General features: G+C 63.3%; 13 protein-coding genes and 1 tRNA gene. 2 read left to right on the forward strand and 12 right to left on the reverse strand.

Going from position 1 to position 17,267, the window contains the following annotated elements; all coding sequences use genetic code 11:
• Positions 1 to 129: 129 nt before the first annotated feature.
• Complete coding sequence (locus tag ACIPHM_RS03930; RefSeq protein WP_400324740.1) at positions 130 to 1,158, forward strand: patatin-like phospholipase family protein; 1,029 nt, start codon at positions 130 to 132, stop codon at positions 1,156 to 1,158.
• 156 nt (positions 1,159 to 1,314) lie between these two features.
• Here the strand turns inward: ACIPHM_RS03930 and ACIPHM_RS03935 are convergent, their stop codons facing one another.
• The 5 genes from ACIPHM_RS03935 to ACIPHM_RS03955 form a co-directional block, all read right to left on the reverse strand.
• Positions 1,315 to 2,016 (reverse strand): C40 family peptidase, encoded by a 702-nt coding sequence (locus tag ACIPHM_RS03935; RefSeq protein ID WP_400324742.1) that lies wholly within the window; start codon positions 2,014 to 2,016, stop codon positions 1,315 to 1,317.
• Positions 2,017 to 2,326: 310 nt separating this feature from the next.
• On the reverse strand, positions 2,327 to 3,922 hold the full coding sequence (locus tag ACIPHM_RS03940; RefSeq protein ID WP_400324744.1) for an ABC transporter ATP-binding protein: 1,596 nt from the start codon (positions 3,920 to 3,922) through the stop codon (positions 2,327 to 2,329).
• On the reverse strand, positions 3,919 to 5,019 hold the full coding sequence (locus ACIPHM_RS03945) for an ABC transporter permease (RefSeq protein WP_400324746.1): 1,101 nt from the start codon (positions 5,017 to 5,019) through the stop codon (positions 3,919 to 3,921). Before ACIPHM_RS03945 ends, ACIPHM_RS03940 begins: the two co-directional genes overlap by 4 nt.
• Position 5,020: 1 nt before the next feature.
• Positions 5,021 to 6,076 (reverse strand): microcin C ABC transporter permease YejB, encoded by a 1,056-nt coding sequence (locus tag ACIPHM_RS03950; RefSeq protein WP_400324748.1) that lies wholly within the window; start codon positions 6,074 to 6,076, stop codon positions 5,021 to 5,023.
• Positions 6,077 to 6,078: 2 nt separating this feature from the next.
• Positions 6,079 to 8,133 carry an extracellular solute-binding protein gene (locus ACIPHM_RS03955; RefSeq protein WP_400324750.1) on the reverse strand — a complete coding sequence of 685 codons (2,055 nt, stop codon included), beginning with the start codon at positions 8,131 to 8,133 and terminating at the stop codon, positions 6,079 to 6,081.
• 235 nt (positions 8,134 to 8,368) lie between these two features.
• Here ACIPHM_RS03955 and ACIPHM_RS03960 point away from each other — a divergent pair, with 235 nt between their 5' ends.
• Positions 8,369 to 9,256 (forward strand): aspartyl/asparaginyl beta-hydroxylase domain-containing protein, encoded by an 888-nt coding sequence (locus ACIPHM_RS03960; RefSeq protein WP_400324752.1) that lies wholly within the window; start codon positions 8,369 to 8,371, stop codon positions 9,254 to 9,256.
• A 91-nt stretch (positions 9,257 to 9,347) separates the two neighbouring features.
• Here the strand turns inward: ACIPHM_RS03960 and ACIPHM_RS03965 are convergent, their stop codons facing one another.
• The 7 genes from ACIPHM_RS03965 to ACIPHM_RS03995 all read right to left on the reverse strand — a co-directional run bounded on the left by ACIPHM_RS03965 (position 9,348) and on the right by ACIPHM_RS03995 (position 17,157).
• Positions 9,348 to 10,565, reverse strand: a complete 1,218-nt coding sequence (locus tag ACIPHM_RS03965) for an MFS transporter (protein WP_400324754.1) — start codon at positions 10,563 to 10,565, stop codon at positions 9,348 to 9,350.
• Between the two features lie 182 nt (positions 10,566 to 10,747).
• Positions 10,748 to 11,089 carry an FKBP-type peptidyl-prolyl cis-trans isomerase gene (locus ACIPHM_RS03970; protein WP_400324756.1) on the reverse strand — a complete coding sequence of 114 codons (342 nt, stop codon included), beginning with the start codon at positions 11,087 to 11,089 and terminating at the stop codon, positions 10,748 to 10,750.
• A gap of 120 nt (positions 11,090 to 11,209) precedes the next feature.
• A tRNA-Ser gene (locus ACIPHM_RS03975) sits at positions 11,210 to 11,303 on the reverse strand.
• A gap of 219 nt (positions 11,304 to 11,522) precedes the next feature.
• Positions 11,523 to 12,773, reverse strand: a complete 1,251-nt coding sequence (locus ACIPHM_RS03980; RefSeq protein ID WP_400324758.1) for an aspartate kinase — start codon at positions 12,771 to 12,773, stop codon at positions 11,523 to 11,525.
• 562 nt (positions 12,774 to 13,335) lie between these two features.
• Positions 13,336 to 14,793 carry a tRNA lysidine(34) synthetase TilS gene (gene tilS, locus ACIPHM_RS03985; protein WP_400324760.1) on the reverse strand — a complete coding sequence of 486 codons (1,458 nt, stop codon included), beginning with the start codon at positions 14,791 to 14,793 and terminating at the stop codon, positions 13,336 to 13,338.
• A 115-nt stretch (positions 14,794 to 14,908) separates the two neighbouring features.
• Positions 14,909 to 15,877 carry an acetyl-CoA carboxylase carboxyltransferase subunit alpha gene (locus ACIPHM_RS03990; protein ID WP_400324762.1) on the reverse strand — a complete coding sequence of 323 codons (969 nt, stop codon included), beginning with the start codon at positions 15,875 to 15,877 and terminating at the stop codon, positions 14,909 to 14,911.
• A 167-nt stretch (positions 15,878 to 16,044) separates the two neighbouring features.
• Positions 16,045 to 17,157 (reverse strand): hypothetical protein, encoded by a 1,113-nt coding sequence (locus ACIPHM_RS03995; RefSeq protein ID WP_400325321.1) that lies wholly within the window; start codon positions 17,155 to 17,157, stop codon positions 16,045 to 16,047.
• Positions 17,158 to 17,267: the final 110 nt, after the last annotated feature.

The following is a 17,267-nucleotide window of genomic DNA, read 5'->3' on the forward strand; positions in this document are numbered from 1 at the left end:
CCAACGATTGCCGGTGCCGCGAGCGTTTGTCCTGCCCTGCTGGAGTCCCCCTTGTTGTCCTTGATTCGAAGTCTGCGTCGCGCTGTCGCCCCGACAGCCGTCGATGCCCCCGCCTTATCCGCCACTGCGATGCCCGCCACCCCCGCCGCACGTCGCCGGGTGACGTCGGCCCGTACCGCCCTGAGCACCCTCGCCATGGCCGCCGTGCTGGCCGGCTGCGCAAGCGCTCCGTCGGTCGTCTCGCAGGGCAATGCACCCGCTACACCGGCCACGCCCGTGCCGCCGCTCGCGCAGACGCCGACCGTGCCCGCGACCCCGCTCGCCCCGCCCAAGATCATCCGCCCGCTGAAAATCGGCCTGGCGCTCGGTGGAGGCGCGGCGCGCGGCTTCGCGCATGTGGGCGTGATCAAGGCGCTGGAGGCTCGCGGCATTCATGCGGACATCGTTGTCGGCACCAGCGCGGGCAGCGTCGTGGGCGCGATGTACGCCTCGGGCTTGAACGGCTTCCAGCTCAACCGTCTGGCGTCGACGATGGACGAAGCCTCGATCAGCGACTGGACGATGCCGTTCCGCTCGCGTGGCATGCTGCGCGGCGAAGCCCTCCAGTCGTACGTCAACAAGGTGCTCAAGGACCGCCCCATCGAGCAGATGCCGCGTCAACTGGGTATCGTGGCCACCGACTTACAAAGCGGCGCGCCGATCCTGTTCCGTCGCGGCAACACCGGGCAGGCCGTGCGTGCGTCGAGCAGCGTGCCGGGCCTGTTCGAGCCCGTGCATATCGGCACTCGCGACTACGTCGACGGTGGCCTCGTCGCCCCCGTACCGGCCGAGTACGCCCGCCAGATGGGTGCCGATTTCGTGATCGCCGTCGATATTTCGGCCAATCCGACCGCGCAAGCCACGCAAGGCCAGTTCGACATCCTGATGCAGACGTTCACGATCATGGGTCAATCGATCAAGCAGTACGAACTGGAGAAGAACGCAGACATCGTGATTCGCCCGTCGCTGGCGAAGATGGGCGCCTCCGACTTCCAGGGCCGCAATCGCGCGATTCTGGCCGGCGAGGAAGCCGTCGCCAAGATGTGGCCGGAGATCCAGCGCAAACTGGCCGACGCACAGTCCGAAGCGGCCCGCGGGGTGTCGCAGGCCGCGCGCTAACGGAACCCGAGGAAGCGCCGGGAAGCGTCTCCCTGCCCGTCATCCCCGCGGACAGACGGCGCAGCACGCCAAACCCGTCGCCCCACGAAAAATGCCGCCCATTGGGCGGCATTCTCTTTTGCGTCGCTGCCCGCACACTTCGCGGACATCGACGGCTTACATCGGGTGGTCGTTCTTGAAGAGCTGTTCGACACGCGTGAGTTCGGCGCTGGCCTTGAGCGTTTCGACGCGTCGGGCGCCGTTGTAACGGGCCGACCAGTACGATTCACGCAGGTCTTCCACGCGAATCTTGCCGCCCGTGGCCGGGGCGTGCACGAACTTGTCGCCGCCGATATAGATGCCCACGTGCGAGAAGCTGCGACGCATGGTGTTGAAGAACACCAGATCGCCCGGCTTGAGATCGGTCTTGGCAATGCGCTCGCCCACCTGGCTCATTTCCTCCGAGCGGCGCGGGAGCATGAAATTGAGCGTGTCCTGGAACACATAGCGCACGAAGCCGCTGCAATCCAGACCGCTATCCGGGGTGTTGCCACCGTACTTGTAACGAACCCCAATGTAGTTCAGCGCACCAAGTACGACGTCTGATGCCTTGTCCGTAACATTCGAGAGCAGCTTCTGAGCACGCTGCACGCGCGACTCTTCGACAGCCGTCTGCGGGGCGTCGGTCGCCACCGTGGTGACGTTGGTCGTGCTCGGGGAAGCGTTGCTGGCCTGAAGCGCCGCAGCGGCGGCGCGGGCGGCGGCCGTCGGGCCATTGTTGTAGTCGTCAGCCTTCGCCGTCAACGAGGCGGTAACGAGGCCAGCGGCAGTGAACGCGAGAAGGAGTGTCTTGCGGGTGCGCGAAGGGATCGTCTGCATTGGTCGCCGGGTTGGTTGAGTCGGATGGCCGATGAGTAGCTCGTCAGGTGCAACAGGATGCTGCCGTGTTGAAAACCGTCGAGTCACGCCCGGCAGACCCACCGCCGAACTAGTTGTCTGAACTGACCTGTTAACTCGTTGAATAATCAACTTAATTGGTACGCGATAGTAATGTGAACGTCACATGATGTCAAAAGGTAATAGAAAAAAACAATCAGCACAATCGGTAAATTCTCATTAGCAATCAAGACTTTGCGATTTAGCCGACGTTCTGCGACGTTGTGTGACGTTTCACGGCGCCGTCACGCACCTACCACATGGCCGCCGCGACCAGCTCCTTGGTGTAATCGTTTTGCGGATCAAAAAATACCGATTCGGTATCGCCCTGCTCCACCAGACGCCCGTCCTTGAACACCAGAACCCGATGCGCCATCGCCCGCATGACCGCCAGATCGTGACTGATAAAGAGGTAGCTCAGGTTGTACTTGATCTGCAATTGGGCAAGCAGATGGAGCACCTGCTGCTGAATCGACACGTCGAGCGCGCTCGTCGGCTCGTCGAGCACCAGAATCTGCGGCTCGACGACAAGCGCGCGCGCAATCGCAATCCGTTGCCGCTGACCGCCCGAAAACTCGTGGGGATAGCGCGACATGGCACGCGAATCGATCCCGACCTCGCGCAGCACGTCCGCCACCCGCGTGCGACGCTCGTCCTCACTCAATTGCGGACGATGCAACGCCAGCCCCTCGCCCACGATCTCCTCGATGGTCATGCGCGGCGAGAGCGAACCGAAGGGGTCCTGAAACACGATCTGCATGCGCGAGCGCAACGTGCGCTGTGCCACACCGCGATACGACGCGATCGGCTCGCCCTGAAACTCGATCTGGCCCGCGCTCGTATGCTGGAGGCCGAGCATCGCCATGGCGAGCGTCGTCTTGCCGGAGCCGGACTCGCCCACCACGCCCAGCGTCTCGCCCTGACGCAGCGACAGATCGACCGGATGCACCGCCCGGAACCGGCCACGCTGGAACCATCCGCGCACACCGGACTGCGCCGTCGCATAGTCCACCGTCACCCCGCGCCCTTCCAGCAACACCGGCGCAATTGGCAAGACCGGATGAATCTCGCGTTGCGGACGGCTGTCGATCAGCTTGCGCGTGTACGGATGCTGCGGATTCGTGAAGAGCGTCTCGGTGTCGGCACACTCGACGAGCACGCCCTTCTCCATCACCGCAACGCGCTGCGCGAAGCGTCGCACCAGATTCAGATCGTGCGTGATGAGTAGCACGGCCATGCCGCGCTTCTCGGCGGCGTCGCGTTGCAGCTCCAGCAGCAACTCGATGATCTGCGCCCGAATGGTGACGTCGAGCGCGGTGGTCGGCTCATCCGCGAGCAGCAATTTGGGACGGCAAGCAAGCGCCATGGCAATCATGGCGCGTTGACGCTGACCGCCCGACAGCTCGTGCGGGAAGTGCGACACGCGCCGCTCCGGCTCGGGAATCCCCGTGCGACGCAGCAGTTCGATGGCGCGCGTCTTGGCGTCCTTGCCGGACAACCCCTCGTGCAACGCCAGCGCCTCGGCAATCTGCTCGCCAATCGGATAGAGCGGATTGAGCGCGGTCATCGGCTCCTGAAAGATCATGGCGACGTCGTTGCCGCGCAGCCCGCGCATCTTGCGCTCGCTCAGCGCCGCCAGATCCACGCCGTCGAGCATGATCCGGCCCTGAATCTGTGCGTCCTGAAGCAGACGCAGAATGGCCAGCGCCGTCACACTCTTGCCCGAGCCCGACTCCCCGACCAGCGCCACGCGCTCACCGCGCTCGATGGCGAAACTCACGTCCTTCACGGCGTCGGTATCACCGAAGCGCACCGAGAGATTTTCGATACTGAGAAGCGGTGTGCTCACATCGCCCCCCCGGCCGCAGCCTGCTTGTCCGCGACACGCGTGTCGAGCGCATTGCGCAAGGCGTCTCCCATGAACGTCAGCAACAACAGCGTGAGCACCAGCACCACGAACGTCGCGAGCGAGATCCACCATGCGTCCAGATTCGCCTTGCCCTGATTGAGAAGCTCACCCAGGCTCGGCGTTGGCGGCGGCACACCCAGGCCAAGGAAATCGAGACTCGTAAGCGCCAGAATCGCCCCGCTCATGCGAAACGGCAGGAACGTGATGACCGGTGTCATGCTGTTGGGCAGCACGTGACGTCGAATGATCTGCCAGTTCGACAGCCCCATCGCCCGCGCCGCACGCACGTAATCGAGCTGACGGTTGCGCAGGAACTCGGCGCGTACGTAATCGGACAAGCCGATCCAGCCGAACAGCGAGAGCAGCACGAACAGCAGCCACAGATGCGGCTCGAAGATCGACGCAAAAATGATCAGCAGATAGAGCTCGGGCAACGATCCCCAGATTTCGATCAGACGTTGCAATGTCAGGTCGATACGTCCGCCGTAGAAGCCCTGAATCGCTCCGGCAAGCACGCCGAGCAGCGTACCGGAGACGGTCAGCGCCAGCGCGAAGATCACCGATAACCGGAAACCGTAGAGCAATCGCGAGAACACATCGCGCCCGCGATCGTCCGTGCCCAGCCAGTTCTGCGACGAGGGCGGCGCCGGATTGGGCACCGTCGCGAAATAGTTGATGGTGTCGTAGCTGTAGCGCACCGGCGGATAGATCGCGAAGTTATCGCCCGCGCGAATGCGGCCTTCGATGAACGGATCGAGATAGTCGGTCGGCGTCGGGAAGTCGCCCCCGAAGGTCGACTCCGGGTACGTCTTCACGAGCGGGAAATACCACTGCCCTTCGTAGCGCACGACCCAGGGTTTATCGTTGGCGATCACCTCGGCAAAGAGGCTGATGCCGAACAGCACGACGAAAGCGACAAGGCTCCAGTAACCGAGCCGATGACTGCGAAAGCGCCGCCAGACGCGCCCGCGCGGCGAGCGGGCTGGCGTGGCGGCATACGACGACGGGCGTGGCGATGGCGTGGCGGATCGGGTCACGTCAGTGCTCCACTCGATCGAATTGAATACGCGGGTCGACCAGCACGTAGCAAAGGTCGGAGATGAGCTTGGTCACCAGCCCGATGAGCGTGAACAGATACAGCGAGCCGAGCACGACCGGATAGTCGCGACGCTGCACCGATTCATACGACAGACGCCCGAGCCCGTCGAGCGAGAACAGCGTCTCGATGAGCAGACTCCCGGCGAAAAACGCGCCGATGAACGCCGCCGGGAAGCCGGTGATGAGCGGAATCAGCGCGTTACGAAACACATGCTTGAACAGCACCTTGCGCTCGGAGAGCCCCTTGGCGCGGGCCGTGAGCACATATTGACGGCGGATTTCGTCGAGAAACGCATTCTTGGTGAGCATGGTGACGACGGCGAAACTACCGACCACCGACGCCGTCACCGGCAGCGTGATGTGCCACAGATAATCGGTGATCTTGGCCGGCCACGAGAGCTCGCTCCAGTTATCCGACACCAGCTCGCGCAGCGGAAACAACTGCCAGAACGTGCCGCCACCGAACAGCACGAGCAGCAACACGCCGAGCACGAAGCCGGGGATGGCATAGCCCACGAGCACGACAAGACTCGTGAGTGTGTCGAAGCGAGACCCGTTGCGCACCGCCTTGGCGATGCCCAGCGGCACCGATATCAGATAGGTGAGGAAAAACGTCCATAGCCCCAGCGAAATCGACACCGGCAGCTTTGAGACAATGAGCGACCATACGCTCTGATGATGGAAATAACTCTGTCCGAGATCGAATCGGGCGAAGCGTTTGAGCATGAGCCAGTAGCGCTCCATCGGCGTCTTGTCGAAGCCGTAGAGCGCCTTGATCTGCGCGAGTTGCTGCGCGTCGATACCGCGACGTCCGCGATAGTCGCTCCCGCCCCCGCCGCCGCTCGCCTCCCCTGCGCCGCCGCGTCCCTTGAGTTCGAGCATCACCTGCTCGACCGGACCGCCGGGCACGAATTGAATGACCGCAAAGGTGAGCGTGATCACGCCGAGCAACGTCGGAATCATGATCAGCAGTCGTTTAAGTATGTAGGACCACATGATTAACGGGCGGCTCCTGTCGGGGCGCTACTGGCTGCGGGGGCTGCCGGGGATGCCGGCGCCTGATGCTCGCCGTTCGTGCGCGAATCCCACCACGTCGACACGAGCCACCCCTCCGCCGTGAAGTACAGCGGCAACTTGTCCGGGAAGCGCAGATTCTGCTTGTACGCCATGCGATGCGTGGACGAGAACCAGTGCGGCACGATGTAATAGCCATGCATCAGCACGCGATCCAGCGCGCGCGCCGCGGACACGAGGTCGTCGTAGGTATGCGCGCGCACGAGGTCCGCGAGCAGCGCGTCGACCGCCGGGTCTTTGAGGCCAATCACGTTATCCGAGCCTTCCACGCCGGCCGACTGGCTGCCGAAGCGATCGAGCAACTCGGTGCCGGGAATCTGTGCATCGGGATAGCGCAGCGAAATCATGTCGAAGTCGAACGTCTCGAGACGCTTTTGATACAGCGCGAAATCGCTCGTACGGAAGTTGAGCGTGATGCCGAGCTTCGCGAGATTGCGTGCATAGGCGGAGGCGACCGGCCCCATGGCGCCGCCGTCGTCGAGAAACTCGAACACGAACGGCTCGCCCTTCGCGTTGCGCAGCGCACCGTCGCGATACGTCCAGCCCGCCTGCGCGAGCAGTTCGCGTGCCTGACGCAGATTGTCACGCAGGCTCGCCGGGGGTGTCGTGGTCGGCTGCACCACCATCGGCCCGAATACCGCCGGATCGAGCTTCTTGCGCAGCGGTTCGAGCAGCTTGAGCTCGCCCTCGCTGGGCAAACCGCGCGCGGCGAGATCGCTGTTGGTGAAGTAGCTGTAGATCCGCTCGTACTGGTTGTAGAACAGTTGACGGTTGAGCCACTGGTAGTCGAGGGCGAGATCCAGCGCTTTACGCACGCGCACGTCGCGGAACAGGTCGCGTCGCGTGTTGAGAATGAAGCCCTGCATCCCCGCAGCGTTGTGATGCGGGAACTCGCGCTTGATCAGCTCGCCGTCCTTGAATCGCTTGCCGACGTAGCTGCGCACCCAACTGCGGGCGCGGTATTCGGTAATGGCGTCGAACTCTCCCGCCTTGAAGCCTTCGAGCCGCACGATATCGTCGGAGTACAGCTTGTAGACGATGCGCTCGAAGTTGTACGTGCCACGCCGCACCGGCAGGTTGTTGCCCCAGTACTTCGGGTCGCGCCGGAAGGTGATGCGTCGTCCGCCGTCGTAAGACTCGATCAGGTACGGGCCGCTCGCCACGGGCGGCTCGAAAGTGAGCGCGTCGAATGCGCGACGCTTGCCGTCTGCCCCCACGCTCCACTTGGGCGAGAACACGGGCACCGTTGCCACGAGCAGCGGCAGATCGGGGCTCACCCGACGGAAGTCGAAGCGCACGCGACGGCTGTCGAGCACGGTCACACCCTTCACGTCAGCCAGCATCACCTTGAAGCCGGGGGCCGACTGCGGGCTCATGAGTGTGTCGAACGAGTATTTGACGTCCTGCGCCGTGACCGGATCGCCGTTGTTGAAACGTGCCGCAGGGTTGAGATGGAATGTGACGGAGGCGCCATCGGGCGCCACGGCGATATCGTCGGCGAGCAGACCGTAGACGGTGGCCGGCTCGTCGGCGCTGCCGACGCCTAGCGTCTCGAACATGAGGCCCGACACGCCGGGCGCGGACGTGCCGCGCAGCGTGAACGGATTGAATTTATCGAAGCTGGTGCGCCGGTCGGGGTTCGCGAGCGTCAACGTGCCACCGCGCGGCGCATCGGGATTGACGTAGTCGAAGTGGGTGAACCCCTGCGGGTACTTCGGCTCGCCGTACTGAGCGATGGCGTACTTGGCCTGTGCGCCCGGTGCGGCGAGCAGACCCGCCGCCAGCACCGTGGCGAGGGGCGCGACGCGCGCGCGCGTCAACACCCTGGAAAGGCGGCGAAAGCCAACACGGACAGCACGTACGCAGGAAACAGCGAGACTGACGCGAGGTGCGGGAAGCGCCAATGGCGCCGAAGAGGTCACGGTGCTGCAGAGCCAGCCCCGGGCCGTGTGTGGATGCCGTGTTGTGCGCGCGTTCATGCGTCTCCTGTGTTATCCGGCAAGCGCCAGCCCGCTTGAGGTCCGGACGCATCCAGCCCCACCCCTTCGGTCCGCCGAAACATCTCGTAACCAGACACTCACGCACATTTCCCGCATGAGGCTTGGCGGCACGGCCGGACCGCGCGACAATTGTACCCAAAAGCCCGGCGTTCACCGCACTGAAAGACACATCCCCGCCGGCCCGGTTCCCTCATTTCCGCTCTGGAGGCTGACGTTGAGTGCATCACGATCGCCCGCGCAGAACCCCAACCGTACCCTGCCCCGCTGGCTCGCCAGGTTTTTCTTTCAGTGTGTCGAAGCCACGCAACGTCGCATTGCCCGCAGCTCACTGGTCGGCGACAAACCCATCTTCGATAACGCCCAGTTCCCCTGGGTCAAAGCCATCGAGTTGCAGGCACCGGCGATTGCCAAGGAACTCGAAGCGGTGCTCGCCAACCCCGCGCGCCTGCCCGCCTTTCACGAAATCTCGCCCGACGTCGCCACGATCACGCAAGACCATCAGTGGCAGACCTTCGTCTTCCTCGGCTACGGCATGCGCGCCGAGCGCAATCTGGCGCGCTGTCCGGCAACCGCCGCGGCCCTTGAAGACATTCCGGGCTTGCGCACGGCGTTCTTCTCGATCCTCTCGCCCGGCAAGCGGATCCCCCTGCATCGCGGCCCGTACAACGGCGTGCTGCGACTGCATCTCGCGCTGAAGGTGCCGCGCGATCGCGAGCAGTGCTGGATCGAGGTGGATGGGCAACGTTACGTCTGGCAGGCCAATCGCGCCGTGATCTTCGACGACGCCTACGAGCATCAGGTCCACAACGATACGGACGAGACGCGCGTGGTGTTGTTCGTCGACTTCGAACGCCCCTGCAAAGCGCCCGTGTCGTGGCTCAACAAGCTGCTGCTCGCGTTCGCGCCGCTCACGCCGGAGTTGCAACAGGCCAAGGCGAATCACGAGAAGTGGGAGCGCGATTACTACGCAACGCCTGCGCCTGCCGCGCCTGCTGGGGCAGCAGTGCCGGGCGCGACGGCAGCCCGTGCGTCGAACGACGACAGCCGGGCCGTCCCTGACGCCACCGCCGAAACGGTGGCCGACGAACGCGCTCACGGTTGAAGCGTCACGCATAAAAAAAACGCCAGCGAATTGTCTTCGCTGGCGTTCTTTATTTCGTGCCGGTTATGCGGCGTACATTGCACTGCCCCGCTTACGACTGCCGTGCGGGCTGTGCAAGCGTGTCCTGCGCGGGCGGGGGAACGAAGTTCGCAGCGAGCACCGCAACGAGCGCCGCCGCCATCATCGCGCCGATACCAAGTGCCGCATCGCCGAAGTGCAGGTAGGCGAACTTCATCGCCTCGATCACCGCAACCGCCACCACGATGGTGATCATGCTGAGCATGCCCGCGACTGTCGCCCGATTGGGGCTGTCCACCGCAAACAGCGACTGGCGATACACCACGCCGTAGCACATGCCCATGCCGAATGCATGCAGGCTGGTGCCGACGAGCAGCGCCGGATACCCGGGCGCCAGAATGGCCGTGCCGATGAGCGACACCGCCGCGCCGATCAGCATGGCCGCGACGCCAGTGGCCAGCAAGCGGCCATTGGACCAACGTCCGACCTGACGCGCGAGCAGCACGTTGCCGAGAATCAGCGCCGCGAACACGGGCACTTGCAGCAGCGCGTATTGCATCTGCGACAGTCCGGCACGCTCGATGAGAAACACCGGGCCAAGCGCGATCCACGTGAGCAGCGGCGTCACGGCAAGCCCCGTGAGGATGGCACCACGCCAGAAGCGTCCGCTGGAGAGTGGCAACTTGTAGCCGGCCCAGAGCTGTTTCGCGTTCAACGCCTGACGATCGTGACGCGAGAGCTCCGGCATCGTGCGATACAACCCCACGAACGAGAACACGGCAACGATGGCGATGAGCCAGAAAATGCTGCGCCACGGCCAGAACGACACGACAGCAGCGCCGGCCAGCGGCCCGAACAAGGGCGAGAGCAGCGAGACGTTCGCCATGAGCGCCATCACGCGCACGGCGGTCTTTTCCTCGAACGCTTCATGCACGGTCGGGTAGCCCACGGTCAGCACAAAGCAGCAGCCCATGCCTTGCAGGAATCGCAGCAGAATGAACTGCGGCATCGTCTGCACGTAGTGCACGGCCAGGCAGGCGACGATGAACATGGTGAGACCGGAGAGCAGCACGCGACGGCGCCCGAAGCGGTCGGCAAGCGGGCCGAGCAGCCATTGCAGGCTGGCATTGCCGAGCATGGCCGCCGTGAGCGCCAGGGTGGTCATTTCCGTCGATGCGCCGAATTCGCGCGTCACGAGCGGCATGCCGGGCATGATCATGTCGTTCGAGATGTAGACGGCAAACTCGAAAAGCACCAGCGAGAAGGGAAACCAGAATCGTGAAACCGGCATTGCAGAGTGTGACACCTCGCAAAGACTCCTTTGTGCAGCCATCGCTCGTGACGATGGTCCACATGAATTGACGGCACTCATTGACAGCACCAAAAGACAACACCCCCGATGCCTGAGGCACCGGGGGTGTCTGTTTGCAACGACTGTGCCGCTTCGGTATGTTACGAGCGGCGTTCGATGCCTCAGACGTCCAACAGATCGACCTCGAAGACCAGGGTGGCGTTCGGCGGAATCACGCCGCCTGCGCCGCGCGCACCGTAGCCGAGTTCGGCCGGAATAATAAGCTTGCGCTTGCCGCCGACCTTCATGCCGGCAACACCTTCGTCCCAGCCGCGAATGACCATGCCGCCACCGAGCACGAAGGCGAACGGATCGTTGCGGTCTTTGCTGGAATCGAACTTCTTGCCATCGGTCAGCCAGCCGGTGTAATGAACGGTGACGGTCTTGCCCGGAATGGCTTCAGCGCCATCGCCCACTTGCAGGTCTTCGTATTCCAGGCCGGAATCGGTAGTGATAGTCGACATCGTTGTTCTCGCTCGAAGAAGAGGGGTATCGGCGCGCGAGGTATCGCCAACGCGCGAACTCGGGAAAGAAAAAACCCCCGGCTCTCCGCGAAGAGCCGGGGGTGTTCCGCCAAGGCGACTTGGCGGAGACGGAGGGATTCGAACCCTCGATCCAGGTTTTGGCCCAGATGCTCCCTTAGCAGGGGAGTGCCTTCGACCTCTCGGCCACGTCTCCCAAACTTGTCGTCGCACCAGGGAGGTGATGCAACGAAGCCGTGATACTACCTACTGTTCTCGATGCCGTCAAACATTATGCGCATCAAAATCCAACTTTTTTTGCGGACGTGTCATGCACAGGACACGTTCGAGGGAATTTTCCCGCATCCCGGCACGAAAATTCCGCTGCGCGCCGCATGCGCGATATGCGCATGCGGCCCGTCTTTTCCTGACTTCCTTACGCCTGATCGAGCTCGAACGCCTTGTGCAGTGCGCGCACGGCGAGCTCCATGTACTTCTCGTCGATGAGCACGGAGATCTTGATTTCGGACGTGGAGATCAACTGGATGTTGATACCCTCTTCCGAGAGCGTGCGGAACGCTTTGCTGGCGATACCCACGTGCGAGCGCATGCCCACACCGACGATGGAGACCTTGGAGACTTTCGGGTCGCCGACCACTTCGGCCGCACCGATGTGGCCCTGCACGTCGTTTTGCAGCAGGGTCATGGCGCGCTGGTAGTCGCCGCGCGGCACGGTGAATGTGAAGTCGGTCTTACCCTCGACGCTCAGGTTCTGGATGATCATGTCGACATCGATGTTCGCGTCGGCGATCGGGCCGAGGATCTGGTAAGCGATGCCCGGGCGATCCGGCACGCCGCGCACGGTGATCTTGGCCTCGTCGCGCTGGAATGCGATACCCGAAATGATGGCCTTTTCCATTTGTTCGTCTTCCTCAAAAGTAATCAGCGTGCCCGAGCGCGCTTCTTCTTCGAGCGCGATCATCGGATCGGTCAGGCTCGACAGCACGCGAGTCTTGACCTGGTACTTGCCGGCGAATTCCACCGAGCGGATCTGCAGCACCTTGGAGCCGAGGCTGGCCATTTCCAGCATCTCTTCGAAGGTGACCTTGTCGAGGCGGCGCGCTTCGTCGACCACACGCGGGTCGGTCGTATACACACCATCGACGTCGGTATAGATCAGGCACTCGTCGGCCTTGAGCGCAGCGGCAACCGCCACGGCCGAGGTGTCCGAGCCGCCGCGACCGAGCGTGGTCACGTTGCCGTTCGGATCGATCCCCTGGAAACCGGTGATGACGACGACGCGCCCGGCATCGAGATCGGCCATGACGCGTTTGTCGTCGATTTCCGAAATGCGGGCTTTGGTGAAAGCGCTGTCGGTCTTGATCGGTACTTGCCAGCCGGCATAGCTCACGGCATCGACGCCGGCCTCTTTGAGGGCCATCGCCAGCAGGCCAACGCTCACTTGTTCGCCGGTGGCGGCAATGGCGTCGAGTTCGCGCGGGTCGGGGTTGGCCGAAATTTCTTTGGCCAGGCCGAGCAGACGATTGGTCTCGCCGGACATTGCCGACGGCACCACGACCATCTTGTAACCGGCCTTATGCCACTTGGCCACGCGCTTGGCGACATTCTTGATGCGCTCCACCGAGCCCATCGACGTGCCGCCGTATTTGTGTACGATCAGAGCCATAACATTGCTAACACATTGATTTAAAACCGTTTATGAATCCTGCGCGGATACCCGTGATGAGGTATCGGTGACGTTTCGATTCGCGGAACTTTTGATTATCGCACGAATGTATCGCGAGGGAGCCAGTTTGACGCAGATTGCACTGCCGTGGATGCAACACGCCGCATCCGACAGCAGATTCTGCTGATTTTTTCGGGCTTTTTGGGGGATGCCTTCGTGGCTCCGGTCTTTGCCTTGACTTGGTGCCAGGCAGTGGAATCCTAGGTGCTTCCTGCCCCCCCACCCCACCCTTGCCATCGCTCCAGGGCAGCGAGGGTCGGGGCTTCACGCTTCAAGCTTCACGCTCCATGCTTAACGCCCCCACCCTACCCTTGCCATCCCTCCGGGCAGCGGGGATTGGGGGTGCCCGACTAGGCTCCAACTTAAAGTCGCTACGTCTGGGCACCCCCAATCCCCGCCACTCATACGCCCATATCCCTCCTCGCACCTTGTCGCACTCCGCTTGCGCTCTCCTCTCTCCTCTCCTCTCGTCACACCATCGCTTTCGCCGACACGCACTCCCTCACGCCTCGTCGCGCCATTCCATCCGCCAACGCGCGCCCCCCTCTTCTCGCTGCAACGCGCCGTCAATCCCCAATCGCGGGACGAAAACAATCCCATCGCCCCGCCAAACGATCGGCACATTCCGCAACCACGCCGCAATCCCCCGACTCTGATACCAATGCTTCAACGACCGCGAATGCCCCTCGGCATGCTCGCGCCATCGTTCCCCCCCCACCCTCGCCTTCGCCACCAGCCGCCCCGCGCGCAACACGCTGTCAGCAATGCTGGCACCGAATGGCGCATTTGCCTCATTCGGCACCACCGGCGTGAACACGATGCTTCCCTTCCACTGCGGCAAATGCCACTCGCGCTGCCCCGTCCACCACATCACGACATCGGAGGCCACATCGTCCGGATCGACCGCGCCATAAACGGCCGTCCACTGCAATTCGTCACGATATAAACGCAAGACCGCCTCGCCGTGCGGCAATTCGAGCGACGCCTCCGCCTGCGCATCCTTGATCTGACGCACCCACTCATCGAGCCGCGCCTCGGGCGGCATGGCCAAGCCGCGACGCGCCGTCCAGTACCGCAGCAAATTCGCCAGCCTCGACGCATCCAACGCCTGCAAACGACTGCGCTGCAAGCGCTCGTCGCCTTGCGCGCCCGCCGAATGCAAAGCGCCGCCGGCACGCGCCATCTCGAAGTCGAGTTGCGCCAACTGATCGAGCAATGTCTGCGCCTGCGCCGCATGACGCGCAAACCTTGCCAGCGTCTCGCGATAAGCCGGTACGTGCGCGGCAATGGCCGGCATGACGTCGTGACGCAACGCGTTGCGCAAGTAATGCCGGTCCTGGTTGGACGAATCTTCGACCCACGTGAGCGAACGCGCCTTGGCATAAGCGCGCAGCGTTTCGCGGCAGACGTCGAGCAACGGACGTAACATCCGCACCCGACTCGCCCCCCGCTCCACGACGGGCAACTCGCCTTCCATGGCCATAGCCGCAACGCCGGGCAAGCCCGCGCCGCGCAGCATCTGCAACAGCACGGTCTCAGCCTGATCGTTGGCATGGTGGGCGCTCAGCAGCCAGTCGATGCGATGCGTCCGACATAAGGTCGCCAGCGCTTCGTAGCGCGCCGCGCGCGCCGCCCCTTCGATACCCTGCCGGGCGTCGCGCGGCACGCTCACGCGATGGGCTTCGAATGCGAAGCCGCGCAAGCGCGCCTCGCGCTCGCACACGACGAGCCACTCGTCGGCCTGCGCAGACAGCCCGTGATGGATGTGGATGGCGAGCAACTGCGCAGTCGTCTCACCGGCCTCGCGACGCTTTTGCACCCAATGCGCCAGCGCATCGAGCAACACCATGGAGTCGAGTCCGCCACTCAGTGCGAGGGCAAGTCGGGCCGAGCGAGCATCGGGAGGTGCACTGTGCGGCATGACGTGGGCCGTCAATGCCAGACGCAAAGCGACGTCCACATGTGCAACTGCCGCGTCGCATCGGGCAGATGCGAGCGCGGCAGAAGAAGAATCGTGATGAGGCATCGGATTCGGCGTCATCGCCACAACGGACGATGACGCAATGGAAGGCGCTTTACTTCGCGCCGGCTTCCTTGAACTTGCCATAGCTCATGAGACGCTCGAAGCGACGCTCAAGCAGTTCTTTGTGGCTCATGCCCTGGAACTGACGCAGCGAGTCGGCCAGCGCACGCTTGAGCATGCCGGCCATGCCGAGCGGATCGCGTTGCGCCCCCCCCAGCGGCTCGTTGACAATCTTGTCGATCAGGCCAAGCGCCTTGAGACGGTGGGCCGTCAGACCCAGCGCCTCGGCAGCGTCCGGCGCCTTGGCCGCGCTCTTCCACAGAATCGACGCGCAACCTTCGGGCGAGATCACGGAGTAGGTGGAGAATTGCAGCATCATGACGGTGTCGGCCACGGCCACGGCCAACGCACCGCCGGAACCGCCCTCACCGATGATGGTGGTGATGATCGGCGTCTTGAGCTCGGCCATCACGTAAAGATTGCGGCCGATGGCCTCGGACTGACCGCGCTCCTCGGCATCGATACCCGGATAAGCCCCCGGCGTGTCGACGAACGTGAAGATGGGCAGGCCGAATTTCTCGGCGAGCTTCATCAGGCGCATAGCCTTGCGATAGCCCTCGGGACGCGGCATGCCGAAGTTGCGCATGGCGCGCTCTTTGGTGTCGCGGCCCTTCTGGTGACCAATGACCATGCAGGCCTGGCCGTTGAAACGCGCCATGCCGCCCACGATGGCGTGATCGTCCGAGAACGTGCGATCGCCATGCAGCTCATGAAAGTCGGTAAAGATGTCGCGTACGTAATCGAGCGTGTAAGGACGCTGCGGATGACGCGAGATTTGCGAAACCTGCCACGGCGACAGGTTTGTGTAGATGTCCTTGGTGAGCTGCTGGCTCTTTTTGGAGAGGCGCTCGATCTCTTCGGAAATGTCTACGGCTGAATCGTCTTGCACGAAGCGCAGCTCTTCAATCTTCGCTTCAAGTTCGGCGATCGGCTGTTCAAAATCCAAAAAGGTGTTCTTCATCAGGTTTCCCCGGAAATGCGGCAGCGTATTGTACCGCCGGTAACGTCTACCCGGATAGGATAGGCAACTTTCATCGCCTGTCGACCCGCAATAGCCATCAAAAATGACTGGATGAGACGGGATGGACGCGGATTATACGTCCAAGGCCCGATCGAAACCGTAAACAATCAGTATTCGACAGCCACCGGCTCGAGGCTTCGCCACATGTACCAGGTGGCGACGGAGCGCCAGGGCTCCCAATTGGCAGCCACCTCGCGCGCTTCGCTGCGCGTGACGGGCTCGCCGCTGAAATAGTTGACGCTGATCGCATTGATGAGCCCGACGTCGTCGAGCGGCAAAACGTCGGGGCGCAGCAGGTTGAACATGAGGAACATTTCGGCCGTCCAGCGGCCGATGCCGCGAATGCCGGTCAATTCGGCGATGACGGCCTCGTCGTCCATACTAGCCCACGCGTCGACGTGCAACGCCCCGGACTTGAAATGGGTCGCCAGATCAAGAATGTATTCGGCCTTGCGACGCGACAGCCCGCACCCGGCGAGCGCATCGTGCCCCGCCTTGATGAACTGGGACGGCGAGAGTTTTGGGCAAATAGCGACAACCCGGTCCCACACGGCCTGCGCCGCCTTCACGGAGATCTGCTGGCCGACGATGGAGCGCGCGAGCGTGACGAACGGCTCGCCTCGTCCGGTCAGATGCGCCGGACCGAACTGGGGAATCAGCTTCTTGAGAATGCGATCGCGCTTCATGAGATCGGCACACGCCTGATCCCAGAAGTCGGGACGCGACGACCCCGGCGCCACCGGCAACGGCACAACGCCCGTCACCGCCTGCTCGACGATCTCGTGCTCGATACGCTCGATCTCGGGCGTGACGATACGCGTCTCGCCATCGCGCTTGGCAATGACGCGTCGCGTGGTCGCAGCATTCGATGCGGCAGTCGACACCGTATTCGACACCGTATTCGTTGCAGTATTGGATGCCGTATTCAACGCCGCATTGGCGCGACTCGGCGCATCCGGCCTGACCGCCGTTTTGCTCGGCGCTTTGACGCCGGGCTTCGGCGCCGCCTTTTTTGCGACTTTCGACGCGACTTTCTGCACCACTTTCGGCGCGGCCTGTTCCGTCTTGGTCGCCCTGGACGCCTTAGCTGTCTTCGCCGCCCCCGGCTGCGCGGACTTGCGCACCGGATCGGCCTTTGCTGTCGTCTTTACGGTCTTCGCAGGGGTCTTGCCCGCGGCAGTCTTGCCGTCCGGCTTGGCGGTGGCCGTTCTGGTCGCCACGGCCTTGACCGGTGCGCGACGTGCGCCGTCGTCGGCCGCCGGGGCCGGCTTGGCCGCCTTCGCCGCGCCCTTCGTGGCGCGCTTGGCTGCCGGGATCTTGGTCGCAACCT

This window comes from Pandoraea sp. NPDC087047, assembly GCF_044745225.1.
Classification (GTDB): Bacteria; Pseudomonadota; Gammaproteobacteria; order Burkholderiales; family Burkholderiaceae; genus Pandoraea.

What these genes read in the sequence shown, in the direction of transcription:
- ACIPHM_RS03930 (WP_400324740.1), top strand. Translation starts at nt 130, where the DNA reads ATGCCCGCCACCCCCGCCGCACGTCGCCGGGTGACGTCGGCCCGTACC.
- ACIPHM_RS03935 (WP_400324742.1), bottom strand. Translation starts at nt 2,016, where the DNA reads ATGCAGACGATCCCTTCGCGCACCCGCAAGACACTCCTTCTCGCGTTC.
- ACIPHM_RS03950 (WP_400324748.1), bottom strand. Translation starts at nt 6,076, where the DNA reads ATGTGGTCCTACATACTTAAACGACTGCTGATCATGATTCCGACGTTG.
- ACIPHM_RS03955 (WP_400324750.1), bottom strand. Translation starts at nt 8,133, where the DNA reads ATGAACGCGCGCACAACACGGCATCCACACACGGCCCGGGGCTGGCTC.
- ACIPHM_RS03965 (WP_400324754.1), bottom strand. Translation starts at nt 10,565, where the DNA reads ATGCCGGTTTCACGATTCTGGTTTCCCTTCTCGCTGGTGCTTTTCGAG.
- ACIPHM_RS03970 (WP_400324756.1), bottom strand. Translation starts at nt 11,089, where the DNA reads ATGTCGACTATCACTACCGATTCCGGCCTGGAATACGAAGACCTGCAA.
- ACIPHM_RS03980 (WP_400324758.1), bottom strand. Translation starts at nt 12,773, where the DNA reads ATGGCTCTGATCGTACACAAATACGGCGGCACGTCGATGGGCTCGGTG.
- ACIPHM_RS03990 (WP_400324762.1), bottom strand. Translation starts at nt 15,877, where the DNA reads ATGAAGAACACCTTTTTGGATTTTGAACAGCCGATCGCCGAACTTGAA.